Origin of the sequence: Flavobacterium sp. 38-13 (assembly GCF_001899155.1) — a bacterium.
Lineage (GTDB): Bacteria > Bacteroidota > Bacteroidia > Flavobacteriales > Flavobacteriaceae > Flavobacterium > Flavobacterium lindanitolerans.
The window spans coordinates 187183-211344 of the sequence record NZ_MKVG01000019.1; the positions used below are offsets into that span (position 1 = coordinate 187183).

Sequence of the window (24162 nt, forward strand, 5' to 3'; positions counted from 1 at the left end):
AAAAAAAGGGAAGCAAACTTTGTAACTTTGTGTCAAAAATTGACTATCTGATGCTCCAAACGGCCTTCAAGCGCTATATAGATTCCTTTCGGGGATTTTCTAAAGAAATCTGGATACTGGCACTTATTACTTTCATCAACAGGACAGGAACAATGGTTCTCCCATTCCTTTCGAAATATATGAAAGAAGACTTGCATTTTGACTATGACGCCATTGGAACGGTTATGGTCTTTTTTGGTTTGGGGTCAATGATTGGTTCCTGGATTGGCGGAAAGCTTTCCGATAGGATTGGTTTTTACAAAATAATGATTTTCAGCCTGCTCACCAGTGGTCTGCTGCTAATTTTTGTGCAGTTTGTGACTTCATTTACAGGAATGTGTTTTGCCATGTTTGGTATTATGCTTATCGCAGATATGTTTCGTCCGGCCATGTATGTTTCTCTGGGAGCGTATGCCAAACCCGAAAACAGAACCCGTGCTTTTTCACTGGTCCGGCTTGCAGTAAATTTAGGCTTTGCCGCCGGTCCGGCATTGGGAGGGCTGATTATTATGGGAATTGGCTACAAAGGCTTGTTTTGGGTTGATGGTGCTTCCTGTATTATTTCCATACTCATTTTTGCTACATTGGTGAAAGAAAAGAAACTAGCTACCCATCAAGACCATGAGGATGCTGAAAAAGCGGTTGTAAAATCTGTATTTTGGGATGGTCCTTTCTGGATATTCCTTTTCGGAAGCTATTTAACAGCCCTGATTTTCTTACAGCTGTTCTCAACATTGCCGCTTTACCATTCCGAGTGGTATCATATCACAGAATTCCAAACCGGATTACTGATGTCGTTAAACGGACTGCTTATATTCTTTTTGGAAATGCCGATGGTGACTTCCCTCGAAAGAAAACAGGTCAATCGCCTGAAACTCATACTATGGGGTACCTTTCTGTTAAGCGTGAGTTTTTTTGTACTGCTTTTTGACAATTGGGCCGGCATACTGATTGTCAGCATGCTTTTTATGACCTTTGGAGAAATACTGAATTTCCCATTTACCAACTCTTTTGCTATGAGTCGGGCTCCAAAAGGACATGAAGGACGTTATATGGCCCTGTTCACCATGAGTTTCAGCCTGGCACATATTACAAGCGCCAAATTGGGGTTAGGAATTATTTCCCGCTACGGCTATGCGACAAACTGGTTGGTAATGGGGGTTTTAGGACTCCTCTCCTGTGCCAGCATATTGTATCTCAAAAGAATAGTTACACAAAACAAATAAGCTGATTTTTTCACTATCGGGAAGTTTATACGATTGGGAAGAAAGTGCTGAAATCTATTTTCGATAATTTTCTATTTTATATATACAACACATAAACTTAGCGCTTCAGAACCTTAGTATCTCTTTTTATTCCAGCCACAGATTTAAAAAATTACACCGATTTAAAGCTTCTCTATAAAATGAAAGAAGACATGAAAAGTTAGACTTTAATCATTTTATATATCCATTTTGCGACTCTGCGCCTTTGCGTGAAAAAATTGTTCGCAAAGTCGCAAAGTCGCAAAGTTGCAAATCAACAAAATACCCATAAACCATTATTTTTGTGTATTCCTTTTTGATAGCCTTACAATAAAAAACTAAAATTTACGTTAAATAACTAAGAAAATAGTTTGTCAACTAAAAAATTAGTTATACATTTGTCTTGTTAGAGTTAGAATATGGATTATCTCCTGAATAGGATTTAAAAATTATTCAGGAGAAAAACCATTAAAAAAGTAACAAGATGCAGAAGTTAACAAACAAAGAAGAAGAAGTAATGCAGATTTTATGGAAGCTCGAAAAAGCTTTCGTTAAAGAAATAATGGCTGAAATTAAGGAAGACCAGCCGCATTATAATACATTATCTACTATAGTAAGGATTTTGGAGGAAAAAGGATTTGTTGGGCATACTGCTTTTGGAAATTCACACCAGTATTATCCTATTGTAGCGTTGGAAGATTATAGAAAGCGTTTTATGACAACCGCAATTGATAATTATTTTGACAGTTCCTATAAAAATCTGGTTTCGTTTTTTGCGAAGGAAGAAAAAATTTCTGCCGATGAGCTACGCGAAATTTTAGACATGATTGAAAAAAAGAAATAAATATGGAAAACTTTATCCTATATTTTGCAAAAGCGTCAGCCCTATTGGCCGTATTTTTCTTAGCCTATTATTTTTTGCTTAGGAAAGAGACTTTCTTTACTGCCAACAGATGGTTCCTTTTGGCCGGAATAATAACTTCATTGCTTTTACCAAAGATAATTCTTGTAAAGACAATCTGGGTTGAACCCGCTGCCACAGTAAAATATGCTCCAATTGAAACAGCAAAAGAACCCATTGCTTTTGATGCTATTCCTAATGCTGAAGCCGGATTATCATCACCCTTACATACGGTATCAGAAAACTCAGTTATAACTACTGAGCCGCTTATGGTTGAAGAACCAGCCTTTGAAATTAACTGGCTGTATGTTATAGTTGGCGTATATCTTATAGGAATGTTTTTCTTTTTGGTGAAATTTATCCAAGATTTTTGGGGCTTGCGAAAAATTTTCCGCAATCAGACTGTTGAGCTTCACGGAAAATTCAAATTTGTGGATACTGACAGGATACAATCGCCTTTTTCATTTTTTAATTATATCGTCTATAATTCGAATCACTTTAAAAAAGAAGAACTGGAAAACATATTGGAACACGAAAAGGTACACAGTTCGCAAATGCATTCTGCAGATATGATTTTAAGCCAGTTGTTCTGTATCGCATTTTGGTTCAATCCTTTTGCCTGGCTACATAAAAAAGCTATCGTTCAGAATTTAGAATTTATTGCCGATTCAACAGCTTTAAAAGCCGTTCCGGACCGTATAATTTATCAGAAAACATTATTAAAAGTAAGTGCACCTCATCACTGCATTCCAATTACTAATCATTTTTTTCAATCATTAATCAAAAAACGAATCGTTATGTTAAACACAAATCAATCCAAAAAGAGGAATTCCTGGAAGTACGCCATCGTATTGCCATTGCTGACAATCTTTATGCTCCAGTTCCAGGTAGAAACTATTGCACAGGAAAAAGAAGACGGAAAAGTTCAGAAGCAACAGACAAGCAATTATGAAGTCAGAGTCGATAAAAACTCTACTGATGACTATTTGAAAGCACAGTCAAAAATCTTTAAGAACAATCACGGAATTGACCTGAAATTTTCCAAAATCAAAAGAAATTCAGACAAGGAGATTGTTGCTATCAAAACAACTTATAAGGATAAAAACGGTAATTCCGGTGACTCCTACCTAAAAGGTAAAGAACCCATCCAACCTTTCCTTTTAAGCAGAGAAGACAATAAGGTAGTTGTTTCGAATGTACCGGCTGTTTATGGAAGCTTTAATACACCAACCGTTTACGGTAAATTCAAAAACAATTCGTCGCCTGTGGCGTTGACATACAAAACAGGAATGCCGGTAATGCCAACACCTCCTGTTCCTCCAACAATGCCCAATATACCAACATTACCCAATGCGCCAACATTTCCACCATTGCCTGCGCCGCCAACACCTCCAACTAGCGAGTATGATGAAAATAGTGCAGAGTGGAAAAAATTTGAAGAGCAGATAGCAAAATTCGAAGCCGAAATGGATGCAAAAGAAGGCGACATAGCAAAATTCGAACAAGCTATGGAAAAATTTGCAGCTCAGGTAGAAGCTACCTACACTAAAGATGTTGAAAAACAAATGGCCGAATTTGAGAAAAAAATGAAGGTCTATGAAAAAGAAATGGAAATGTATGCCAAGCAAATTGAAACTCTAATGGAGAAAGAGGAAAGAAACAGATAACCAGAAAACAAATAAAAAAAGCTGTCAATAGACAGCTTTTTTTTGTATCTTTAAGATAAAAAGTAATGTTTAAGATATTAGCAAAACTAAATAAATGGCTATTGCCCAACTACACTAAACAAGGTTTGGATTTGGCAAAGGCAACCAAATTTCAAAAAGCAATTATAGCCTGGAAATACTACGTTACCATCCACGCACTGGACTAATACTTTAAAGGAGAAAAAATATCGTATTGCCTTATTTTTTCCCTTCCGTTGAGGAATGTAAGCTCCATCAGGAAATTACATTGCACAATCTCACCTCCTAATTTTTCTACCAATTCGCATACTGCTTTTGCAGTGCCGCCCGTAGCCAGTACATCATCGTGTATGAGTACCTTATCCCCTTTTTGTATAGCATCGGTATGGATTTCTAACGTATCCTGTCCGTATTCCAAATCATAGGTTGCTGAAATCGTCGTAAACGGAAGTTTTTTTGGCTTTCTTACCGGAACAAAACCGGCGTTTAATTTATAGGCCAAAAGTGTGGCAAAAAAGAAGCCCCTGCTCTCCACTCCCACAACCTTATCGATTTTCACATCAGGCAAACCATTGAGTAACAGCTCCAAGCACATTTTTGAAGCTTCCGGTTCAGCCAAAAGAGGCGTTATATCTTTAAAAACAATTCCGGGTTTTGGAAAGTCCTGAATATCACGGATGTACTTTTCTATTGACATTTTTATTACATTTAATTTAGAAATTGATTTGCAAGATAAACATAATTTCCTATATTTGCACCCGCATTAAGGCCTCGTGGCGCAACTGAATAGCGCATCTGATTACGGCTCAGAAGGTTACAGGTTTGAATCCTGTCGAGGTCACTTCAAAAGGACAAATCAAAATTTTGATTTGTCTTTTTTTTATCACATAAACTCTTTATTAAATAGTAATATAAATCGTAAGGCTTCATTCGTCTCACTGTTGGGGTATTTATATAATAAGTTTCATAGCAAAGAGTTTAAAGGATGGCTAGAATAAATGTAATAAAAAACCCGTGCCAGGCACGGGTTTAAAAATTATTTATTTCTTAATCAGCTTTTTAGTATCTACTATCTTACCATTACTTATCAAGGCTACCGTATAAAGGCCGCTTGGATAATTGGAAATATCTATGCTAATTTCAGTATTTTTTACATCCAGGATGTAATTGTTAGAGGCTCTGTTTGCACCATAGCTTCCAATGATTGACAGATAGGCAGAATTTGTGTCGTTCAGCTTGTATCCTACTGTAACATTGTCTTGCGCAGGGTTAGGAGCAATACCTCCTAAAGTACTAGGATTAAGTGTTACGGATACTTCGGCATAATCTTTAGTTCCGTCTGCCAGGGCTACTACTTCAAGCTTGTATTTCTTAGCAATGTCTACCGCTACTGTCAGGTCTTTTCCCTGATAGATAAGTTTGCCATCAGCATACCAATTGTAAATCACTGCTTCATTTAACTGTGCTGCGCTGAAGGTAATGATTTCGTCCCTATCTGCTTTTTTATCGCCTCCTGCATCAGCAAAAAGTCTTCTGCCTTCAGTTTTTCCTTTATTAACCAGATAGGTCTCGCCACCTACCACGTTTCCGGTTTCAAGGTCGCGTTGCACAATATGGTAAACAAACTGCTGTGGTCTGGTGGCTTCATCGTTCGTAAAATTAAAGGTCAGATTAAGCGTTCCCAGTTCTTCAGGCTGGAACACGATGTTATTCAGAGTGGCATAGTTTGACCTGACCAGGTATGCCATTCTTTCCCGACCTTCAACAAATCCCCGGGCTAGTCCGCCGCCTTGCTGCCATGCTCTATAAAGCCTTTCATCCATTTTAATGGCTACCTGAGCTTGCTCAAAAATAGGTCGCACGCCAGGAATGTCTTCAGCAATAAATTCTAATAAATATTTTTTAGGAACTCTGACAGGATTACCAACTCCTACAACACCTCCTATGCTTCCGTTAGCTAACACGTCAACAACGGTTACGTTTTTCCACGCAATATTATTGTTGTTCTTAACATTCATATTGAGGTCTGCTGTTTCGGGGAAGGTCATCGGGTCATTGGCAGCTTCAATTCGTGTTAGCAGACAGAAATGCCATGGTTCGGGATTGATAGGCGCATAGTCGGCAGGGTTTGGAACGTTCCATGCAAAGGCTATAATGGTTTCTTCTCCGGGTTGAAGTACCGGAATCGGGATTCCAGCCAGCGCTCCAATCTGTTTGCCCATTAGCACACCGCCTACATAATAGGTTCCGTTCCAACTCAACGGCCAAGCCAATGAGGTTCCGGCCTTTGCCCAATATAGTTTTAAGCGTTCACTTCCTGTTGAAGCCACACAACTTTTGTTTCTTACACGTACATAAACATAGTTTGGGTTAGTTGGACTATAATCCGGGTTCTGGTGTACCAGACCGTTATCATTATAATTTCGTACCCAGATATCTTCACTGGCCCACATGTATGGCGAGATGGTATTCGGTTCAATTCCTAAATCACCGGGACTATCTTTTACATACAAATCTAAGGTTGGTGAATACATCTGCTGCGCAAGTTGTACGGCGGCATAGGCGTCTATTAATCCATAACCTAACTGTTCGTTCCATGTTCCGTTACCTCTTCCTGCTGTGGGTGAAAAGACATAGCTTGGCAATTTTTGAGAAGTGCTTTCTATAATGTCGCGTACTTGCTGACCTGTAAGACATGGATTTACTGAAAGAATCAGGGCTACCAATCCGGTTACGTGCGGTGCTGCCATTGAAGTACCGTCCATCGATCCCACGCTGTTGGTTGGAAGTGTAGACAGAATATTGCTACCTGGTGCTACTACGTCTAGTTTTGGACCATAACCCGAAAAGCTGGATCTTGATCCTGAAGAGGTGATTGATCCTACAGTCAGAATATTATCGTGAAAGTTACCCGGATAATCCATTACCGGCCCGCCGCCTCCATAGTTTCCTGCTGCAAAAACCACAAGGGTTCCTTTTCCTCCCCTGCCGTTTGTCATAGCGTTGACGATGGCATTTTCCAAAGCCAAACTATACAGCTGGGCATAAAATATTCCACCCTGGTCGCCCCAGGAATTGTTGATTACATCTGCTCCATTTGCTACGGCCCAGTTAATACCGCCCGCCAGTTGTAATGAGATGCCCGGAACAACCCCTAATGAGTGGCTCACTGAAATCAGTTTTGATTTTGGCGCTACTCCAACTACCTGAAGGTTGTTGTCTTTTATGGCTCCTACAGTTCCTGCCACATGGGTACCGTGTGTATTACCCGAGATAAAAACGCTAGGACTTGAACCACTCTGTGCGTCAAAGCTCAAAGGTGAGATGTTGGCAGCCAGGTCATTGTGTGGCTTGTAGATTCCCTGATCAAGGATGGCTACATTTACGCCATTTCCCTGTGAAAGTGTCCAGGCCTGACAGGCGTTGATATCGACATTTGGGTTGGCGCTGTTGTTAAGCCCCCAAAGGCTGCCAAAATTGGTATCGTTAGTACATACAGACCTGAAGTTGAACATGAATGCCGGATCAATACCTTCAAATTCTCCGGTTTCATAAAACAGATTCGCCATCTGCAGTGAGTTGCTTTGGTTTTCCGGTTCTACTGCCATCACGTACCATAAAGGCATTCCATAAATCTGCTGTACGATTTTTACATTATTCTCTGAGGCCATCTTTTTAAGCAACTCAAATCCTCTTTCGTCTTTCAGTTTCACATAAAAAAGGCTGGAAGTTCCAATAGAAGGAGCATTAGGTCTTTTGAAGAAAAGCGAAACGCTTTTGATTCCCTTAACCTTTCTCAGATCACTAATGGCCTTTTCAAAGTCGGCTGCTGAAGGTTCTGACAGGAATTCCAGTTTTCCAAACTTTTGGTGCTCACCTGTAGAGTTGTCATCCTGCAATGTTACGTCTTTAAACTTAAATCCTGCAAGAGCCGATTTTTGGAAGTCGGCTGAAGTATTGATGTTCAGAAATTTCCGGTCGAGGTTGAGGGCGATTTTTTGGTCTTTATAGTAATAGAAGTAGCTATTTTTTTGGGCATTCATCCCAATAACACTCATAAAGAAAACGAGTAATAGTGTGTAAATTTTATTGTTCATGATTTCATAGTTTAGGTTTCTAATTGTTTTAGGTATGCTAAAAGGCGACCTCAGTTCATGGGGGATGAATTGACTTTAGATTCATCTGTAGAAAGGTGGGTATGTTTAATAAGTTTGCCATAGTATATAGTAGAGGTGGTAGCTCCTTATATAACCGTTAAAAATGCAAATCCTTAAAATTCAATAGGTTTACCGAATTTACGATAGACAAAAAGCCTATCCTTACGGCTTTCCCCATCTGGTCCTTTTTTCTGAAAATGAACGTCTAATCTTACGTATTTTTAGTCTGCGTGTGGTTTTAAAAAAAAGGTGCTCAACACCCGTTTTTATTTGTTTTTTCTGAAAAATCGTATGGGTTTGTTTTGAAAAAGACTTCGTGATTTTTTTTAAAAAAATTTTTTTTTATTATTGTCAAAAAATGACCTAATTACGTTTTTCCTCAATAAAAAAATACAAATAACTGTACTTCAAAATATTACACACAATCACAAGATTCGAATTTGTATCCAAATGTTTACAAAACATAAAAAAAGAGGCATTTTAGCCTCTTTTTTTTATTCGGAATGATTTGACACTAAAGTCAGATAATTTTAAGACCAAACTTACCGGTCTACTGTGCTTTTGAACTCTCCAATTTTCTAATGCCTTTACTGGCTGTTCCTCTCATTTATAATCTCAGACAAAATCTGATACGACACAACTCTATCATTATGTGCATGCATATTGGAAACCACCATCAATTCGTCTACACCTGTATCTAAAAGAAATTTATCCAGCTGCTTGGCAACCGCTTCCTTACGTCCTACAAATGAATATTTGAGCATTTCACGTACCGCTGGATTATGCTGAATCATCATGAGCTCGTCTGTCATTTCCATTGGTGGCTGGAGTGCTTCTCTCTTTCCTGTCAGGATACCGAGGAACATGCGGATAAGCGATGTGAAATTCCTTTCGGCCTTATCATCCGTATCGGCAGCTATGACATTGACTCCGGCTATGGTATAAGGTTTGGCAAGATATTCCGAAGGCTGGAATTCTTTTCTGTATATATCCAACGCCTCTTGCAGCAAACCGGTAGCAAAATGGCTTGCAAAAGCATACGGCAATCCCATTTTTGCCGCAAGGTGTGCACTGTCCAGGCTTGAACCTAAAATATACAGAGGGACATTCACTCCTTCAGCCACAACGGCCCGTACCTGCGACCACTCATTTTCGCTTGAAAAATACTTTTGTATCTGCTTAATTTCTCCCGGAAAATTGTGTACCGACTGCATTCTGTCGCTACGAATGGCATGTGCGGTAATCTGGTCAGTACCCGGTGCCCTACCCAATCCCAAATCAATCCGGTTTGGATAAAGCCTGCCAAGTGTACCAAATTGCTCTGCCACGATAAGCGGCGAATGGTTGGGAAGCATAATACCTCCGGAACCTACCCTTATGGATTTGGTATTTCCGGCAATATGCCCTATAAGAACCGATGTAGCTACACTTGCCACATGAATCATATTATGATGTTCTGCCAGCCAGAATCGCTTGTAACCCATCTCTTCTGTTTTTTGGGCAAGGTCAACGCTATTCTTAAATGTCTGCTCTAGTGTCACCCCGCTCGATACGATGGCAAGTTCCAATATCGAGTAGGCTATTTTTTTATTTGTTGTTTCCATAGTATGTTATGCATCTAATTGTTTTAGATGCTTTAGCTTATCAGTGTCTGCAAGCTTAGAAAACCGTTCCATGATAAGCTTTAATTTGGGATTGATATAAAGTTCGCAAAAAGGTTTTTGCGGGTCATTAAAATAATAATCCAATAACTCCTCTCTGCTTGAAGTAAATGCCCCGTAGGGCAATACCTTTGTAATGATAGTACTGTCAAACTCTGGTTGTAGGGTTTCGATGGCTTCTCTGGCCGATTCTGCATCCTGAACATTAAATGTATAGATGGCAGAGCGATACTTGCCACGCATTGAATGTTGTGAGGTGCTGCTGTGAGTATGCAGATGGATAGCAATAAGCGTATCGAAGGAAATAATATCGTCATTATATTCGACAATCACTCCTTCTGAAAATAACGTATCTGAACCTGTTGAGGCAATCCAACCCTGTTGCACAGACACTATGCCTTTTAACGAGGAAAATACAGCCTCAGTACACCAATGGCATCCACCACCAAATCCCGCCTGCCTAATCATGCTTATTTTAATTCTCCTTCCTTCGTGTCTTTCAGCCTGTTCTTAAAAAGTTCCCTGAATTTTCTTAGTTTCGGATTGATAACCGCCTGGCAATAGCCTTCCTGAGAATTATTGGAATAATAATCCTGATGGTATTCTTCCGCTTTATAAAAGTATTCCAATGGGGCCACTTCTGTAACGATAGGTTCATCGTAGACTGCCTGGATTTCCGCAATGACTTGCTCCGCCTCTTTTTTCTCAGCTTCATTCCTGTAAAAGATAGCGCTTCTGTACTGCGTGCCAACGTCGGCTCCCTGCCTGTTCAAAGTTGTCGGGTTATGTGTGCTCAGATGTATGCGAAGCAAATCACCATAGGTTATTTCATCAGGATTGTAAGTCACTTCTATAACTTCGGCATGGCCTGTCAGTCCGCTACAAACTTCCCTATAGGTAGGGTTAGCAATTTTGCCACCACTATAGCCGCTTTCTACTTTCGTGACACCTTTCAGTTGGTTAAAAACTGCTTCGGTACACCAGAAACAGCCTCCTCCAAAAGTCGCTTTTCTTTCGTTACTTTCTACCTTTTTAAGGGCTACAGCGTTCATGCAATACCTTAATCCACCAGGACCCGGCCCATCAGGAAAAACATGTCCTAAATGCGCATCGCAGGTATTGCATGTGGTTTCAACACGCACCATTCCATAACTTATATCCTTATGGTAGGCAATGGCATTTTCGGTAACGGGCTGGGTAAACGATGGCCAACCGGTACCGCTTTCAAATTTTTCATTGGCATCAAAAAGCAATGTCCCGCAGCAAACGCAGGCATATTTTCCCGGTTCAAACAGGGAACACATCTCTGAACTATGCGCCCGCTCAGTACCTTTTAAGCGGGTAATCCTGAACTCCTCAGGTGTAAGCAGCTTTTGCCACTCATCATCTGTTTTTACAACTTTTTTGTCTGGAACAGGGTTGCCGGTGCCGGCAAACCGTATAATATCAATCCATTTTAGCATTTTAAATTTCCTTTCTTTTTTTACTTAGGATTATGTAGTGTATAGTATAAAAAGTATGCCAAATGGGGTTTGGTTGTTTATCTGTAAAAAATCAGCCCTTTTGTCATGTCCAAAAAAATGGAAAAAATCATGTGTCAAATTATAAATCTGGCGGCCAATAGCCGCCAGTTAAAGAATCAGTTATTTTTCAAAATGCAGGCTTAAAAACCATATATGCCACCTCCAACAGTGATTTTCTCGCCGGTAATCCATGCCGCATCATCGGAGGCAAGAAATACGGCCACTTTTGCAATATCATCTGGCTGGCCAGTACGACCGAGTGGTGTTTTAGAAACAAAATTTGCTTCGGCCTCACTACCAATAAATCCCGCACTATGCGAGCCCTCAGTCTCTACTATGCCCGGAAGAATTGAATTGATACGGATGTTCCTACCGGAAAATTCCTTAGACAAGGCAATCGTAATGGCATCTAATGCCGTTTTTGTTGCAGAATATACAGAACCAGTAGGCAAAGGCGAATTGCTTGCACCCGAACTGATATTGATGATATTCCCTCCTTTGTCTCCAAAAAGCTTAAGGGATTCCTGAATTGCCAGTATTGAGCCAAGTACATTCGTATTAAATGATTTATGAAAAGTTTCCGCAGATATCTGTTCGATAGGTTCATACAAATAAACGCCCGCGTTGTTCACTAAAATGTCCAGTGAGCCGAATGTATTTCTGGTTTCTTCAAATATTCTTGCCACATCGGCTTCTTTCGACACGTCACCCTGAACGGCTATGGCAGTTCCTCCCTGCTCAGTAATTGCCCTAACTACTTTGTCTGCTCCTTCTTTGCTCGAAGCATAATTCACTACTACCTTTGCACCTTCAGCCGCAAAAAATTTTGCTATCGAAGCCCCTATCCCTTTAGATGCTCCAGTAACTATAGCTACTTTGTCTTTTAATTTACTCATTTTTTAATCTGTTTAAAATTGTGGAATACAAAGCTATATACATCTGATTTATTTAAGTAACTTTGTAACCAAAAGTAACAGTAACCTTGAGGTAACAAAGTAACAACAGCATGGAATGCACAACCCGTATAGAAGAACAGCATAAAAAGGAAATGATGGCCGTTCAGGATTCAATGGATGTATTGAACGGTAAATGGAAAATAGCGATACTCTCCTCTATCTGCTACTACAATAAGAGACGATTTTCAGACATACTGAACGATGTTAAAGGTATTTCCAACAAGATGCTTAGCAAAGAATTAAAAGAATTGGAAATAAATAAATTGGTCCGACGCACAGTTCTGGATACACAACCCGTTTCGGTTTTATACGAACTTACTGAACATGGGCTTACCCTTAAAACACTAATTACCCATTTGGTAGAATGGGGAATACAGCATCGGAAAGAAATTACAAGGAAATAGTCAATACCATCTATGGAGAAGCCTGTAGGTGCGTATCAATGAAACAGGGTTGCTTAGAATGCAGTCAAAATACTTTCATCCGCATCAATTGTTTGATTTTTGCAATTATCCCTTTGTTTATTACAAAAAAAGAAATGACTACACAGACTAATTTTGTCATATAATTTTTAATTTTAAAAAAACAAAGATCATGAATAAAATAGCATTAGTTACAGGAGGTAGCCGCGGACTCGGAAAAGACATGGCTCTTAATCTTGCCAAAAAAGGAATTGATGTCATCCTGACTTATAACAGCAATAAAGACGCAGCGGATAAAGTTGTTTCTGAAATTGAAAGCATGGGACAAAAAGCATTTGCTGTACAATTAGATGTAAGCCAACCGAATACTTTTGATACTTTTTTTGGTGAATTGGAAAAAGCCCTGAATCCAAAATTTGGTACTTCTAAATTTGACTTTCTTATAAATAATGCCGGAACAGGTGTTGCCGCGGGATTTACTGAAACTTCTGAAGAACAGTTTGATGAAATGATTAACGTTCAATTCAAAGGTCCTTTTTTCTTTACCCAGAAAGCCCTTAACCACATGAATGATGGCGGAGGAATCGTAAACGTCTCATCCGGACTGACACGCATTATCATTCCTTATTATCCGGTTTATGCCTCTGTAAAAGCTGCCATGGAAAACCTGACCAAATACCTGGCAAAAGATTTGGGTGTAGCACGTAAAATCCGTGTCAATATTGTTGCTCCTGGCGCTATAGAAACTGATTTTGGAGGTGGAGTTGTACGCGATAATCAGGAAATGAATACATTTATTGCGTCGCAAACCGCTCTTGGACGTGTGGGACAGCCTACCGACATAGGTAGCGTGGTAGCCTTTCTTTGTACCGATGAAGCAAAATGGATTACTGCCCAACGTATTGAAATTTCAGGCGGGCAAAGTCTGTAATAATTATGAAGATATAAAATGGGCACTTAATTATAAGTGCCCATTACTTTTAATTTTAGCTAATCTTCTGCATCTTGATTTTTCCTGAGTATACCCTTTTCTACGCTTTCATTTAATAAACGTTCGGCATAACTCCAGATTGAGGCAGAACCGTCCTTTATTGCTTTTTTCTTATTGTAGACGGTATGATATTCCACATCATATTCTGCCCACGTTCCTCCATTATTGCTTGTATTTTGTAACAATGGCTCAAAACGGTCCATAGCCCGTGCAAATTTGGCTTCGTCAGTATTACCCGCTTCAAATTCTTCCCAGATGGCTATGAATTCCTGTGCCTGTTTTTCGGGTAAAAGTCCAAAAATGCGTTTTGCAGCCAGCAGTTCTTCGTCCGTATTGGTATGATTTTTTGAAGTATCGTATATGAAAGTATCTCCGGCATCAATTTCCACCAAATCATGTATCAATACCATTTGTACAACTTTAAGTATATTAACCGGTTTATCCGAATGTCCGGCCAGAACGAGTGCCATCATGGCCAGGTGCCAGCTATGTTCGGCATCATTTTCATGCCTGTCGCTTTGGAATAATCGGGTCCTGCACTGAATGTACTTTAGTTTGTCAATTTCTTTGATAAAAGCCACTTGCTTCAGTAAATCATTTGTGTCCATTTCCTTTTAATTTAGATACTCCGATACCGGTTTAAAATCAGTATAAATATACTTCAATTATGGCTTATGCAGCTTTACGTCATTTGAAATTTTCAGTCCTTTTTAATTACAGATACATTGACTTTTTTCTGCCTGATATATTGATAAACAGAACCGGCAATAAAAAGAAGAAAAAGAGCCAAAAGTGTCTGCCCAATTATTGGGTCGCTGATGTCCTTTGCCAAAGGATGTCCGATTGGAATTCTTGTAAATGTTTCGTTCACAGTAGGTACCAACGACAGAAAAAAACTAAACGACAAAAGAAAGTTTTCGAAATACCGGGCTCTTTTGCTGGTTTTCTTTTTTGAAAATAAAAAATAAGCCACAACTACCAAAAGAATGATAAATATAGAAAAGACATGTCCTGCGTTAAAGCCACCATGTTTTGAGATACCCAATGCAGTTGCGCTAGTTACAATAGTCGTATAAAAATACATATTCCCTGACAATTCATTCAGATTGATCTTGCCATATCTAATAAAACCTATTACAGCGGCTACAATTGCCGTAATACCAATAATTGTGTGAAAAATTCCTAAACCTGATAATCCCATTTTGATACTTCTTTAATAATTACAATGCAAAGTTGTATCAGAAAGAAGAGAATAGTTTTGCGAATTAGTTCAATTATTTGGCATTTTAGTCCATAAAAAAGCATTCCACATCCTTTTGGAAATGCTTCGTTTTTATACTATTATCTGTCAGTTATCTTTTGTTCCGTTTCTGTAATTTGTGGGAGTAACGTTATATTTATCGCTGAAACTTTTGGTAAAGTTAGCCAGGTCATTAAACCCGCAATCAAATGCGATATCGGTAATTCGTTGGTCCGAAACCCGCAACAATTGCGCAGCTTTTTCGAGCCTTTTGTTTTTAATGTAATTCGCCGGACTATCATTGTATAGTTTGGCAAATTCCCTTTTGAAGGAAGAAACGCTTAAATTATTCTGATCTGCCAGCTGTTCAATCGTTAATTGCGAAAACAGATTGGCTTCAATAACCTGTTTGAAAGTATAAGTCGTAGGAGAAAAAAGCTGTGAAAGGATAATTTGTACGGCTTCTGCATTCTGCGTTTGTGATAGCAAAAGTATGATTTCCTTTAGTTTCAATACCAGTATATCCTCATTGATGAGCGACGGATTTTCAAAATAGAAGAGCAATCCCTCAATATATTTTTGGATTAGGAAGTCGTTATTTATTTTTTCATTAGACTTGTTAGAAACAATATTTTTTGGAGCATGAAGCAATGTCGGCAATTCTCTGTCGTAGATTTTCTTCAATATATCCGGATAAAACGTAACGATTACAATTTCGCATGTGCTTGAAGGCTCAGGATTACGAAGCTGCTTTCCGGATGTGATGCAGTTTAACAATAGGGAATAATTGGCCGGGATATTTATTTGCTCTGTATCTACCTGATATTGGAATTCTCCCTGCAAAACATAGAGGAAACAAGCCTGTTCTGTAACCGGAAAATCAAATTTAAATGGTGCCGTAAGTGCAATTTTTTGCAGCAGTGTTTTGCCAAATAAGTCGTGTTTCTTATAATCGTTTACCATAACAGCTTGAATTCCGTTTAATTTAAAGATTTTGCAATTCCTTTTCTATCAGATTCAAAGAAACACGGAGCGCATTTATTCGTCGCACCATCAATGTATGCTGCGGTGAATTTTCTTTTAATTTGGCGAATGCTTTCTCACATTTACTTAATGTGGAGTCAATAGATTTCTTTGCTTCTATAAGTTCTTCCGGGGTAAAGCCTGACATGTGATAAGGTATTTGTAGCAACAAAGATACTATCAGATGAGTAAATCTCATTCAAAAGTATGGATTTATCCATAAGTATAAAAAACAAAGTAACAGCCAATTAACTATTTTATCATTTAACGAACTAAAATTACAGTTGTATAACTAAAAAATTAGTTTTATGTTTGGATATCATTAATCATCAATCAAAACATGAAACAGTTTACATTATTTTTTATGCTGCTAATCATCAGCAAGTTTGCCTATGCGCAAAAAAAACAATCCGAAAGACTCGACAGTCTTTTTACAGTACTCTATCAACAAAACCAGTTTAACGGGACGGCTCTTATTGCCGAAAAGGGAAAGATTATCTTTAAAAAGAGCTATGGAATTGCCAATGAGGACACCAAAGCGCCTATCAATGAAAAGACAATATTTGAGCTTGCCTCCTGCTCCAAACAATTTACGGCCACAGCCATAGTTTTGCTTAAAAGAGAAGGCAAATTGCAATATACCGACAAGATTTCGAAATATTTGCCGGAGCTTGGCTTTTGGGAGAATGTCACTATCTATGATTTATTAAGGCACACCAGCGGAATTCCTGATTTTTTAAAGTACATGCCAGACAACTGGGACCACAACAAAATAGCCGATAATAATGACCTAATCAAAGTGCTTGCCGCTAAAAAAGACACCTTAGAATTTACTCCAAAAAGCAGGCATAGTTATAGCAATTCCAATTATATTCTTTTAGGCAGTATCGTAGAAAAGGTATCCGGTAAAAAGTTTCCTGATTTCTTATCGGATAGAGTCTTTAAGCCTTTAAAGATGAAAAATACGTTTGTGTATTGCAGACATAAATACCCTAAAAAGATTGACAATTTTGCTTATGGTTATGTGTGGGAAGATGGCGGGTTTAAGAAAATCCTTGAAGAGAATAGCCAACGCGAAATCTCGGAAGTCTATTATCTGGATGCCATACTTGGTACATCAAAAGTTCATTCCAATGCAGAAGATCTTTATACATGGATGACCAGCCTGAAGAACAACACGCTTCTCACGAAGAAAGAGTTTGATGAAATGACGGAAATTACCAAAACGTCTAATGGCAGGGATGTAGCTTACGGGTTTGGATTAGACCTCAGGAAAGGCGAAAATAAATTCACATTCGGACATACCGGCAGTTGGGACGGTTATAGTACTTTTATGCTTCATGATGTGGTAAAGGACAGGACGTTTATTATACTGCAAAATTTCCATTTTGGTGCCGTACCTTATACCAATATGTTCCAGATAATGGAAGATAAACCGCTTCAATTACAATATCCTAAGAAAATTGCACTATCAGATGATGAAATAGCTCAGTATACCGGTACCTATACCAATGAAGAAGGCGAAACCCATATTATCACCAGTAAAGAAAAGCACTTACTTTATAATACTCCGACAGTTTCATGGAATATGAGATTTTTTCCTTATTCCGATCATGAATTTAGGGGAATCAGGCAAGCCGGTGCTGATGCCGTATTAAACTTTACCAAACTTGACAACGGAGATATAAAACTGGAAATGTTTCAGGATAAACAAATTGTAGGTACCGGAGTCAGAAAAGGGAAATAACAAGGATTGAGAAATTTTCCGGATTGTATTTCCGATTATGCAATGGCAAATTATAACAAAAGAGGCTCCCGGCCTCTTTTGTTACATATCCGAACTTTAATGGGTGTTTATTATAACCAGATTAAAAAATGAATATCAATCCGCAGAAAGTTCCATAAACATTTTACGGGCTCCCATATTTATTTCCTGCCCCAGAAGTTTGCGGGTTTTTGAATCAATGTAAAATATAATGGTGGATTGATTATCCGTTATATCGTCTGTTACCTCTACCGCCCATACATCTTTATCTTTATAGATATCTTTGCGGGTATTTTTGATATGGGCTTTCATTATACCCTTGCCTGCCTGTGGATTGTAATCGAAAATTGAGATGCTTGTTTTATAATTTTCTTTTAACGGTAGCCAACGAATCAACTGCGGATAAAGATTACTGTCAAAATAAGAACCTTCTGCAATTTCATTAATTTCTGTCTTTTCATTAGTGGGTTTACGCAGATAATATCCTGTTATTGTTTTTCCAAACTGTAAAACCATATCCCTTTGCCCGTTAAAGGAAGAATGAGCTATTGGCAAAAGATTCGGGAGTTTTGCCCGGGTGGAATCAATCCAATCTGATGTTGAATTTACCATCTTTACTTTTGTGGTGATAAGAACTTCGCTTTTTGATTTCTCGATTTCGGTAAAAATCTTTGCAATCATTATCTTTTTATCTTCCCGCATAGTATACCAATCCATAGTATATTGCTCATTATTGATAAGTTTGCTGTTAATTTCATTACGCAATGGGGTCTGAAGGTCTGTTTGGGCGTTCAAGCCGGTATATTGCAACGCAAATAAGATGATAAAGACGAGGTATCGTGTAGTCATAAATAATTGGGCTTACTATTTTATTGGATTTTTATTTCTATTTCTGCCATGAAGTATCCAAAATTACAATATTTTTATTCTGATATTGAAACTATTAAAAAATTGTAATAAATATGAATTGCGTCCCCCGGTTATCAAAAAAAAGTACTTTTATCAAACCATTGTCTAAGATTAATTTTCCTTATTATGGTCTTCATAAACGAGGTCAATTATTTTTTCAAGAGCTCCTTTAATCTGTTGACTCCCCTCCTTTTTTGTCAAATCGATTCCACAAAATGTTTCGGCATTCACCCCTTTATACAAATTCAGATAGTAGATTCCGGAAATTAGTATTGCCATGATGGCTCTGTATTGCAGGGCGTTTTCGGCAAAATAGGGGTCTGCAATCTGGTTAAAAAGCTGCTCGCCATTGCGCTCGCGTTCATCGGCAATATTTCTTAGCGAGTTACGCTTTTCAGCCACACCCCAAAGCAATATTTTCTGAAGGTTTTTATTACTGGCAACATAATCAAATTGTTGTGTGAGTAGCTGTTTCGAAAATTCTTGTCCTCCGTCGGCAATTTCCGGATCCGTATTGCCATCAACATTACTCCAGAAATCAAGTGAACTGATGTATTCGTCAATGAGTTGGTCTGTTCCACCAAAATAATTATAAATCATTTTTTTATCAACCCCGGCTGTGGCAGCAATATCATTTACTTTCAGACCTGAATAACCTTTGGTTTCCAGGATTTTGCCCACGGCTTCCAAAAACTTTTCCTTACTCCTTTCTTTATTCCGGATATTACCAGCAACTGCTTTCCTTTCCATAGCGATTATTAATGTGTCTGCAATTTAGCAAAATTCAACAACTATTTAGACACTACTTAGTGTTTTATTTTTATACCTTTGCGGAAAATAGACCCATAATGATAAATGCAATCACCAAAAAGGTAAAAACAATTACCCTAATCTTCCTCTGTTTTATAGCACAAGCAGATGCACAGAATAAACTTGATGCTTATTTCAACCACCTTCAAGCCAACAATAAAATGATGGGAAGTGTGGCCATATCTTTAAATGACAGTATCGTCTACAAAAAAGCAATTGGTTATTCCAATGCAGATGCGAAGACAAGCAATACAACCGATACAAAATTTCGTGTGGGTTCCATCACCAAAACCTATACGGCTGTGCTGGCATTGAAAGCGGTAGAAGAAGAACTTCTTACACTGGATACAAAACTGAGCTATTACTATCCGGAGGTAAAAAATGCGGAGAAGGTAACCATTGAGCACTTACTAAAGCAACGAACAGGCATTTACAATTTTACTGAAATTGCAGGTGAAGTTGAATGGGGACAGCAATTTCATACACAACAAGAATTCATCAATTACTTTGTCAACCAAAAAAGCAATTTTGAACCTGGTTCCGAATACGAATACAGCAATACCAATTATGCCCTATTGGGATTCATACTCGAGAAAATTTATGGCAAAACCTATGCTGAAATCTTAGACGAAAAAATTGTCAGGCCACTGCATTTGCACAATACCTATTACAGTTTTGAAACGGACGAAACTAAAAACGAAGCGCTTTCCTATAATATTCAGGACAAGTATGTCAGAAATGAGAAAACCAATTTCTCCAATCATCCGGCAAGCGGCGGAATCGTATCCACTCCAACAGAGCTAAACAAGTTTCTTTTTGCCCTGTTTAACGGCAAACTTATTACGCCGGAAAACCTTAAAATAATGCTTCCTGAGGAGAAAGGCGCTTATGGGATGGGAATCATAAAATTAAGTTTTAAAAATCCGGAAGGCTATACGCATAGCGGAAGAGTGGAAAACTACATTTCAGATTACTATTATTTCCCGGACGAAAACATAGGGATTGTTTCCTTAGCCAATGCTGTTAATATTAACACCGATGAAGTCATGAATACAATGTTAATGTATCTTTATAGAAAAACTCCCGAATTAGCTAATTTTAATGCAACTGCTGAGGTTTCAGAAAAAGATTTCATGCCTATAAAAGGTACCTATTATTTAAAAGAAACCAATGCAACGGTAACCATTTCATCTGACGGTCAAAGCGTAATTTTTCAGGATTCCAGAGCCGGACAGATGTATGTTCCGCTAACATATAAAGCCAAAAATGAGTTTGAATATGAAGATTTAAAACTTTCGTTTGTTCCTAAAAAGAAAGAAATGATTTTTGAGCAAGGTGGTGTAAAGGTTGTTTATAAGAAGAAATAAACCCCGGATATAAAAAAACTGTTGAAATTAAAAAGAGGCTGTTATGCCTCTTTTTATATTTAGAAAATTAACTGACAGTAACCATGTTCAGCATTTTATTTCCCCGTTACTAATTTCGCCACAACTTCTTTCTTTTCGTTATCAAGCATAAGGCTGTTGTTTTCGATACGATAGCTTTTTACTTGTTTGAATACTTTAAAGAATTCACCTTCAATACCAAGATTTGGACAGGCCATCATGGTTGCTCCGCCTTCAGACAATTCAATACCGTCTGCATCTTTTAGTTTATAGCTGCCTGAAAAATTGTTACAGCCTCCATTTCCGGTTAGCTTGCCGGTTCCTTTTTGAAAAACCATAAGCGGTTCTTTTTTGAAAGTAGTATCTAACTTAATCGCTTTACCGTTTAATTCCTGCAGCTTCCATTCTTTATCGAACAAATCTATGGTTGCAGCAGCAGCCGGTTGAACTTCTTCGGTAGTAACACTTTCTTCCGTTTTGTTTTCTTCTATTTTATTACAGGCAAATGCTGCAAAGGCCAATGCAATAATTAAAATGTTTTTTTTCATACTCTTTTGGTTTTAAGTTTATTAATTGGGTTTATTATTTAGGTTGTAAATTGTCCTGTATCTTCCATTTACTCTGCAAAAGTTACGGTCAATTTTTTATAAAAATATCTTTAACAGATGTCTTACTTTTTCAGAGCCTTTAAAGCGTCATTATATATTTTCTGTATGCTTTTTTTCTCTTCTTTTTTGATAATACCCTCTATCGCCGGCAATAAATCCTTATTGTATTCTGTCCTTAATTTCAGAATTTCACCCAATGCAAATGCAGCACTCCAACGGACAACCGTTCCTTCATGCGCTGTGTTGATAAGCAAATGGGCAATTGGAGTTTTTAATCTTGTATTAAACAGATGGGCAATATTGCCTATTACTTTGGCACTCTCCCATTTTATTCTTGGCACCTTGGAAGTAAGTGTATCGGTTACAAAATTTAATACATTCTCATTCGCAATTTCCGGATGCTCTTTCGTAGCATATTCCAGGGCTTCAATACAGGTTGCCATTGCAGAGTCCTTTTGGCTTTCTGCAAAAGCAATAAGCTCGTCAACAGGCAGTGATTTTTCCAAAATCCACTTGCTTATTATTTCTGTTTTTTCTTTAGACTTTATCGCCTTGTCTTTTAAAAGCTCTTCTATTGTCATCGTGATTTGTATAATTATTTTACTTAAACCGAGCTCCAGATAATAACAAATTTATTAAAAACTTAGACATGTAACCGTTTTACAACTAACCTAAATAATAAAATAATTATTTTTAACAACCAAAAAACATTTTATAACTTGCATGAAGGCTAACAGTTCCAATCATGACCAAACAAGACACTCAAAAACGAAGTGAAGAAATTACCCAAAACTATTTTCAGTTTCTGGACAGGCATATAGCCGACGTGGTTACCGGAAAAGTGACCGACTTTATGGAAATTAACCAGATAGCCAGCGAATTATTTGTTTCTCACAAGCACCTGACGGATACTATCCAACAGGAAACAGGACATCATCCCTGTCATTTTTATGACCTGAAGATTATCGACCAGGCAAAAAAAATGTTGGAAGAAACAAATCTACCCGTTGCAGAGATTGCAAAAATACTGACCTACGACCCTTCTAATTTTTCCAAGTTTTTTAAAAAATTTACGGGACAGGCTCCTGGAACATTCCGGAAAACATAAGCCAATTCATGGAAACTTTGCGGCTCTGCGTCTTTGCGAGCAACTAATTTCACGCAAAGTCGCAGAACCGCAAAGGGAAATTATTGAAATTAAGCCCGTTGTTTTCATTGATTGTTTTTAATCTATGGAATCATTTTAATCTGTGGCTAAAAATCATGACCGGACCTAGTACTCAAAATTACTTTTCTGTAAACTTCCGAAAAGTTCACCATAATTAAAAAACGGACTCTTCTCATCTTTGCCTTATCAATTTGTAACTCATTAAACAACAAATACAATGGCAAGAAACGATTTAAAAGGAAAAGTGGTTTTGATTGCAGGTGGTGCAAAAAACCTGGGAGGTTTATTAAGCCGAGATTTTGCAGCTAAAGGTGCGAAAGTGGCAATTCATTACAACAGCAGCAGTACAAAAGCTGATGCGGAAAAAACATTAGCTGAAATCCAAAATGCCGGAGGAACGGCTTTTCTGTTTCAGGCAGACCTGACAAAAGTAGATAACATTAAAAAACTCTTTGAAGAAACGAAAGCAAAATTTGGAGGTATAGACATTGCTATCAATACCGTGGGAATGGTTCTGAAAAAGCCTTTTTTGGATACAACAGAAGCAGAATACGACACCATGTTCGACATCAATTCTAAAGTAGCTTATTTCTTTATACAGGAGGCCGGAAAAAAGGTAAACGACAACGGCAAAATCTGCACGATAGTAACTTCGCTTTTGGCAGCCTACACCGGATTGTATTCCACCTATGCCGGAGCAAAAGCACCGGTTGAACATTTTACCCGAATGGCTTCCAAAGAATTTGGTTCAAGAGGAATTTCGGTAACCGGAGTAGCTCCCGGCCCAATGGATACACCTTTTTTCTACGGACAGGAGAGCGAGGATGCAGTGGCCTACCATAAATCGGCTTCTGCTTTGGGTGGCCTGACCAATATTAAAGACATAGCTCCTTTGGTTGAGTTTCTGGTAACTGACGGATGGTGGATTACCGGACAGACCATCTTCGCAAATGGCGGATATACGACCCGATAATTTTTTATCAAAACGGCTGATATTTTCAGCAAATTCAATTTATCACTCTGGCATACCTCATCTCAAAAAGATTTTGGTATCGCCGGAGTTTTTTTAGTAATAGAAGGATTATACAATTCCGAAATCAAATATTTCTTACTAAAAAGAAATTTATTAAAGAAAAAAATTACCTTTAACCTTCCAAAAATACCCCAAGCCCTGCCAAATCTTCAACAATTAAAACTTAATAGTATGAATGCTTCAATTTCATCAGGCAAGCTGACGCCTATAAGCGCACAGCAAATTTCTCAAATTAATTTTGAAAGCCTTAATGTAATAGGCGTAATTGACCCTTCGGAACTTTTAACCCCTATGGTTTCTGCAGAAATCGATTTGACCGACAAGGGCCCGGTCTTAAATGTAAGAATGGTTATCCTTATTCCGAAAACACTTTTGGGGAAAGCTCCGGTTGAACTCTTCCTTGACCTCGATAATGCTGCCCAAAATGAATTAAGGTTAGTGTTAAACTACGAAAGTGCCGAAAAGACTCCTAAAGATTATCTGGCCTGGTTTGTCAGCTATGCCCATGATATAAAAGATGGAGAGCAGGAAATCAAAAGTATCAGAACTTTTACGCAGAACACCCATTTTGAAGATGCCAACCCAAAAACTTCAAGAGGAACAGTAACCCACGTATTGCAAAGCTAGGAACGAAATTATTGC

Annotated in this window: 25 protein-coding genes and 1 tRNA gene; 12 read left to right on the forward strand and 14 right to left on the reverse strand. The window is 38.2% G+C overall.

The genetic code is table 11. From position 1 onward, the window contains the following. Nucleotides 1-50 precede the first annotated feature (50 nt). The 4 genes from BGO88_RS14130 (at nucleotide 51) to BGO88_RS14145 (ending at nucleotide 4057) form a co-directional block, all read left to right on the forward strand. The gene (locus BGO88_RS14130; protein WP_101472466.1) at nucleotides 51-1265 is read left to right on the forward strand and encodes an MDR family MFS transporter; all 1215 of its coding nucleotides are present in this window, start codon (nucleotides 51-53) and stop codon (nucleotides 1263-1265) included. Between the two features lie 502 nt (nucleotides 1266-1767). Beyond that, entirely contained in the window at nucleotides 1768-2127 is a 360-nt protein-coding gene (locus BGO88_RS14135) for a BlaI/MecI/CopY family transcriptional regulator (protein ID WP_056066092.1), read from the forward strand. A gap of 2 nt (nucleotides 2128-2129) precedes the next feature. Beyond that, entirely contained in the window at nucleotides 2130-3851 is a 1722-nt protein-coding gene (locus BGO88_RS14140; protein WP_286707296.1) for a M56 family metallopeptidase, read from the forward strand. A gap of 65 nt (nucleotides 3852-3916) precedes the next feature. Beyond that, entirely contained in the window at nucleotides 3917-4057 is a 141-nt protein-coding gene (locus tag BGO88_RS14145; RefSeq protein WP_056066087.1) for a hypothetical protein, read from the forward strand. Here BGO88_RS14145 and BGO88_RS14150 read toward each other — a convergent pair. After that, nucleotides 4054-4566: an adenine phosphoribosyltransferase gene (locus tag BGO88_RS14150; protein WP_101472218.1), complete on the reverse strand. Its 513-nt coding sequence runs from the start codon at nucleotides 4564-4566 to the stop codon at nucleotides 4054-4056. The genes BGO88_RS14145 and BGO88_RS14150 overlap by 4 nt on opposite strands. Nucleotides 4567-4636: 70 nt before the next feature. Between BGO88_RS14150 and BGO88_RS14155 the strand changes: the two genes are divergently transcribed. Next, nucleotides 4637-4710 (forward strand) — tRNA-Arg (locus BGO88_RS14155). Between the two features lie 199 nt (nucleotides 4711-4909). On the opposite strand, the gene BGO88_RS14160 is transcribed toward BGO88_RS14155, so the two are convergent. The 5 genes from BGO88_RS14160 to BGO88_RS14180 all read right to left on the reverse strand — a co-directional run bounded on the left by BGO88_RS14160 (nucleotide 4910) and on the right by BGO88_RS14180 (nucleotide 12106). Continuing rightward, complete coding sequence (locus BGO88_RS14160; RefSeq protein WP_286707297.1) at nucleotides 4910-7966, reverse strand: S8 family serine peptidase; 3057 nt, start codon at nucleotides 7964-7966, stop codon at nucleotides 4910-4912. Nucleotides 7967-8613: 647 nt separating this feature from the next. Continuing rightward, complete coding sequence (locus tag BGO88_RS14165) at nucleotides 8614-9630, reverse strand: LLM class flavin-dependent oxidoreductase (RefSeq protein WP_286707298.1); 1017 nt, start codon at nucleotides 9628-9630, stop codon at nucleotides 8614-8616. Nucleotides 9631-9636: 6 nt separating this feature from the next. Next, the gene (locus BGO88_RS14170; RefSeq protein ID WP_286707299.1) at nucleotides 9637-10155 is read right to left on the reverse strand and encodes a peptide-methionine (S)-S-oxide reductase; all 519 of its coding nucleotides are present in this window, start codon (nucleotides 10153-10155) and stop codon (nucleotides 9637-9639) included. A gap of 2 nt (nucleotides 10156-10157) precedes the next feature. After that, a complete protein-coding gene (locus tag BGO88_RS14175) occupies nucleotides 10158-11150 on the reverse strand; it encodes a bifunctional methionine sulfoxide reductase B/A protein (protein ID WP_286707300.1) in 993 nt (330 codons plus the stop codon). Between the two features lie 200 nt (nucleotides 11151-11350). Next, the gene (locus BGO88_RS14180; protein WP_273237931.1) at nucleotides 11351-12106 is read right to left on the reverse strand and encodes an SDR family NAD(P)-dependent oxidoreductase; all 756 of its coding nucleotides are present in this window, start codon (nucleotides 12104-12106) and stop codon (nucleotides 11351-11353) included. 110 nt (nucleotides 12107-12216) lie between these two features. Between BGO88_RS14180 and BGO88_RS14185 the strand changes: the two genes are divergently transcribed. Continuing rightward, complete coding sequence (locus BGO88_RS14185; RefSeq protein WP_286707301.1) at nucleotides 12217-12570, forward strand: winged helix-turn-helix transcriptional regulator; 354 nt, start codon at nucleotides 12217-12219, stop codon at nucleotides 12568-12570. Between the two features lie 190 nt (nucleotides 12571-12760). Continuing rightward, nucleotides 12761-13519 carry an SDR family oxidoreductase gene (locus tag BGO88_RS14190; protein ID WP_286707302.1) on the forward strand — a complete coding sequence of 253 codons (759 nt, stop codon included), beginning with the start codon at nucleotides 12761-12763 and terminating at the stop codon, nucleotides 13517-13519. A gap of 59 nt (nucleotides 13520-13578) precedes the next feature. On the opposite strand, the gene BGO88_RS14195 is transcribed toward BGO88_RS14190, so the two are convergent. The 4 genes from BGO88_RS14195 to BGO88_RS14210 all read right to left on the reverse strand — a co-directional run bounded on the left by BGO88_RS14195 (nucleotide 13579) and on the right by BGO88_RS14210 (nucleotide 15990). After that, nucleotides 13579-14187, reverse strand: coding sequence for an HD domain-containing protein (locus BGO88_RS14195; protein ID WP_286707303.1), 609 nt, complete (start codon nucleotides 14185-14187; stop codon nucleotides 13579-13581). Between the two features lie 92 nt (nucleotides 14188-14279). Next, nucleotides 14280-14780, reverse strand: coding sequence for a hypothetical protein (locus BGO88_RS14200; RefSeq protein ID WP_286707304.1), 501 nt, complete (start codon nucleotides 14778-14780; stop codon nucleotides 14280-14282). A gap of 147 nt (nucleotides 14781-14927) precedes the next feature. Then, nucleotides 14928-15782 (reverse strand): helix-turn-helix domain-containing protein, encoded by an 855-nt coding sequence (locus BGO88_RS14205; RefSeq protein ID WP_286707305.1) that lies wholly within the window; start codon nucleotides 15780-15782, stop codon nucleotides 14928-14930. A 22-nt stretch (nucleotides 15783-15804) separates the two neighbouring features. Next, the gene (locus BGO88_RS14210; RefSeq protein WP_273237925.1) at nucleotides 15805-15990 is read right to left on the reverse strand and encodes a hypothetical protein; all 186 of its coding nucleotides are present in this window, start codon (nucleotides 15988-15990) and stop codon (nucleotides 15805-15807) included. A 192-nt stretch (nucleotides 15991-16182) separates the two neighbouring features. Here BGO88_RS14210 and BGO88_RS14215 point away from each other — a divergent pair, with 192 nt between their 5' ends. Beyond that, complete coding sequence (locus BGO88_RS14215) at nucleotides 16183-17589, forward strand: serine hydrolase domain-containing protein (RefSeq protein WP_286707306.1); 1407 nt, start codon at nucleotides 16183-16185, stop codon at nucleotides 17587-17589. A gap of 135 nt (nucleotides 17590-17724) precedes the next feature. Here BGO88_RS14215 and BGO88_RS14220 read toward each other — a convergent pair whose 3' ends face one another. Next, a complete protein-coding gene (locus BGO88_RS14220) occupies nucleotides 17725-18456 on the reverse strand; it encodes a DUF3108 domain-containing protein (protein ID WP_286707307.1) in 732 nt (243 codons plus the stop codon). 171 nt (nucleotides 18457-18627) lie between these two features. Continuing rightward, nucleotides 18628-19266 carry a TetR/AcrR family transcriptional regulator gene (locus BGO88_RS14225; RefSeq protein ID WP_286707308.1) on the reverse strand — a complete coding sequence of 213 codons (639 nt, stop codon included), beginning with the start codon at nucleotides 19264-19266 and terminating at the stop codon, nucleotides 18628-18630. Nucleotides 19267-19364: 98 nt separating this feature from the next. Between BGO88_RS14225 and BGO88_RS14230 the strand changes: the two genes are divergently transcribed. After that, a complete protein-coding gene (locus BGO88_RS14230; protein WP_286707309.1) occupies nucleotides 19365-20693 on the forward strand; it encodes a serine hydrolase domain-containing protein in 1329 nt (442 codons plus the stop codon). A gap of 95 nt (nucleotides 20694-20788) precedes the next feature. Here BGO88_RS14230 and BGO88_RS14235 read toward each other — a convergent pair whose 3' ends face one another. Then, a complete protein-coding gene (locus BGO88_RS14235) occupies nucleotides 20789-21259 on the reverse strand; it encodes an META domain-containing protein (RefSeq protein WP_286707310.1) in 471 nt (156 codons plus the stop codon). Nucleotides 21260-21381: 122 nt separating this feature from the next. Next, complete coding sequence (locus BGO88_RS14240; protein WP_286707311.1) at nucleotides 21382-21900, reverse strand: hypothetical protein; 519 nt, start codon at nucleotides 21898-21900, stop codon at nucleotides 21382-21384. 164 nt (nucleotides 21901-22064) lie between these two features. Between BGO88_RS14240 and BGO88_RS14245 the strand changes: the two genes are divergently transcribed. The 3 genes from BGO88_RS14245 (at nucleotide 22065) to BGO88_RS14255 (ending at nucleotide 24147) form a co-directional block, all read left to right on the forward strand. Further along, entirely contained in the window at nucleotides 22065-22427 is a 363-nt protein-coding gene (locus BGO88_RS14245; RefSeq protein ID WP_286707312.1) for a helix-turn-helix domain-containing protein, read from the forward strand. Nucleotides 22428-22704: 277 nt separating this feature from the next. Next, entirely contained in the window at nucleotides 22705-23460 is a 756-nt protein-coding gene (locus BGO88_RS14250; protein WP_286707313.1) for an SDR family oxidoreductase, read from the forward strand. A 231-nt stretch (nucleotides 23461-23691) separates the two neighbouring features. After that, nucleotides 23692-24147 carry a hypothetical protein gene (locus tag BGO88_RS14255; protein ID WP_286707314.1) on the forward strand — a complete coding sequence of 152 codons (456 nt, stop codon included), beginning with the start codon at nucleotides 23692-23694 and terminating at the stop codon, nucleotides 24145-24147. Nucleotides 24148-24162 lie beyond the last annotated feature (15 nt).

Coding starts and splice junctions, on each gene's coding strand:
- BGO88_RS14130 (WP_101472466.1), top strand. CDS start 51: ATGCTCCAAACGGCCTTCAAGCGCTATATAGATTCCTTTCGGGGATTT.
- BGO88_RS14255 (WP_286707314.1), top strand. CDS start 23,692: ATGAATGCTTCAATTTCATCAGGCAAGCTGACGCCTATAAGCGCACAG.
- BGO88_RS14140 (WP_286707296.1), top strand. CDS start 2,130: ATGGAAAACTTTATCCTATATTTTGCAAAAGCGTCAGCCCTATTGGCC.
- BGO88_RS14175 (WP_286707300.1), bottom strand. CDS start 11,150: ATGCTAAAATGGATTGATATTATACGGTTTGCCGGCACCGGCAACCCT.
- BGO88_RS14150 (WP_101472218.1), bottom strand. CDS start 4,566: ATGTCAATAGAAAAGTACATCCGTGATATTCAGGACTTTCCAAAACCC.
- BGO88_RS14245 (WP_286707312.1), top strand. CDS start 22,065: ATGACCAAACAAGACACTCAAAAACGAAGTGAAGAAATTACCCAAAAC.
- BGO88_RS14215 (WP_286707306.1), top strand. CDS start 16,183: ATGAAACAGTTTACATTATTTTTTATGCTGCTAATCATCAGCAAGTTT.
- BGO88_RS14200 (WP_286707304.1), bottom strand. CDS start 14,780: ATGGGATTATCAGGTTTAGGAATTTTTCACACAATTATTGGTATTACG.
- BGO88_RS14190 (WP_286707302.1), top strand. CDS start 12,761: ATGAATAAAATAGCATTAGTTACAGGAGGTAGCCGCGGACTCGGAAAA.
- BGO88_RS14185 (WP_286707301.1), top strand. CDS start 12,217: ATGGAATGCACAACCCGTATAGAAGAACAGCATAAAAAGGAAATGATG.
- BGO88_RS14210 (WP_273237925.1), bottom strand. CDS start 15,990: ATGTCAGGCTTTACCCCGGAAGAACTTATAGAAGCAAAGAAATCTATT.
- BGO88_RS14220 (WP_286707307.1), bottom strand. CDS start 18,456: ATGACTACACGATACCTCGTCTTTATCATCTTATTTGCGTTGCAATAT.
- BGO88_RS14135 (WP_056066092.1), top strand. CDS start 1,768: ATGCAGAAGTTAACAAACAAAGAAGAAGAAGTAATGCAGATTTTATGG.
- BGO88_RS14205 (WP_286707305.1), bottom strand. CDS start 15,782: ATGGTAAACGATTATAAGAAACACGACTTATTTGGCAAAACACTGCTG.
- BGO88_RS14235 (WP_286707310.1), bottom strand. CDS start 21,259: ATGAAAAAAAACATTTTAATTATTGCATTGGCCTTTGCAGCATTTGCC.
- BGO88_RS14250 (WP_286707313.1), top strand. CDS start 22,705: ATGGCAAGAAACGATTTAAAAGGAAAAGTGGTTTTGATTGCAGGTGGT.
- BGO88_RS14165 (WP_286707298.1), bottom strand. CDS start 9,630: ATGGAAACAACAAATAAAAAAATAGCCTACTCGATATTGGAACTTGCC.
- BGO88_RS14225 (WP_286707308.1), bottom strand. CDS start 19,266: ATGGAAAGGAAAGCAGTTGCTGGTAATATCCGGAATAAAGAAAGGAGT.
- BGO88_RS14195 (WP_286707303.1), bottom strand. CDS start 14,187: ATGGACACAAATGATTTACTGAAGCAAGTGGCTTTTATCAAAGAAATT.
- BGO88_RS14240 (WP_286707311.1), bottom strand. CDS start 21,900: ATGACAATAGAAGAGCTTTTAAAAGACAAGGCGATAAAGTCTAAAGAA.
- BGO88_RS14160 (WP_286707297.1), bottom strand. CDS start 7,966: ATGAACAATAAAATTTACACACTATTACTCGTTTTCTTTATGAGTGTT.
- BGO88_RS14145 (WP_056066087.1), top strand. CDS start 3,917: ATGTTTAAGATATTAGCAAAACTAAATAAATGGCTATTGCCCAACTAC.
- BGO88_RS14180 (WP_273237931.1), bottom strand. CDS start 12,106: ATGAGTAAATTAAAAGACAAAGTAGCTATAGTTACTGGAGCATCTAAA.
- BGO88_RS14230 (WP_286707309.1), top strand. CDS start 19,365: ATGATAAATGCAATCACCAAAAAGGTAAAAACAATTACCCTAATCTTC.
- BGO88_RS14170 (WP_286707299.1), bottom strand. CDS start 10,155: ATGATTAGGCAGGCGGGATTTGGTGGTGGATGCCATTGGTGTACTGAG.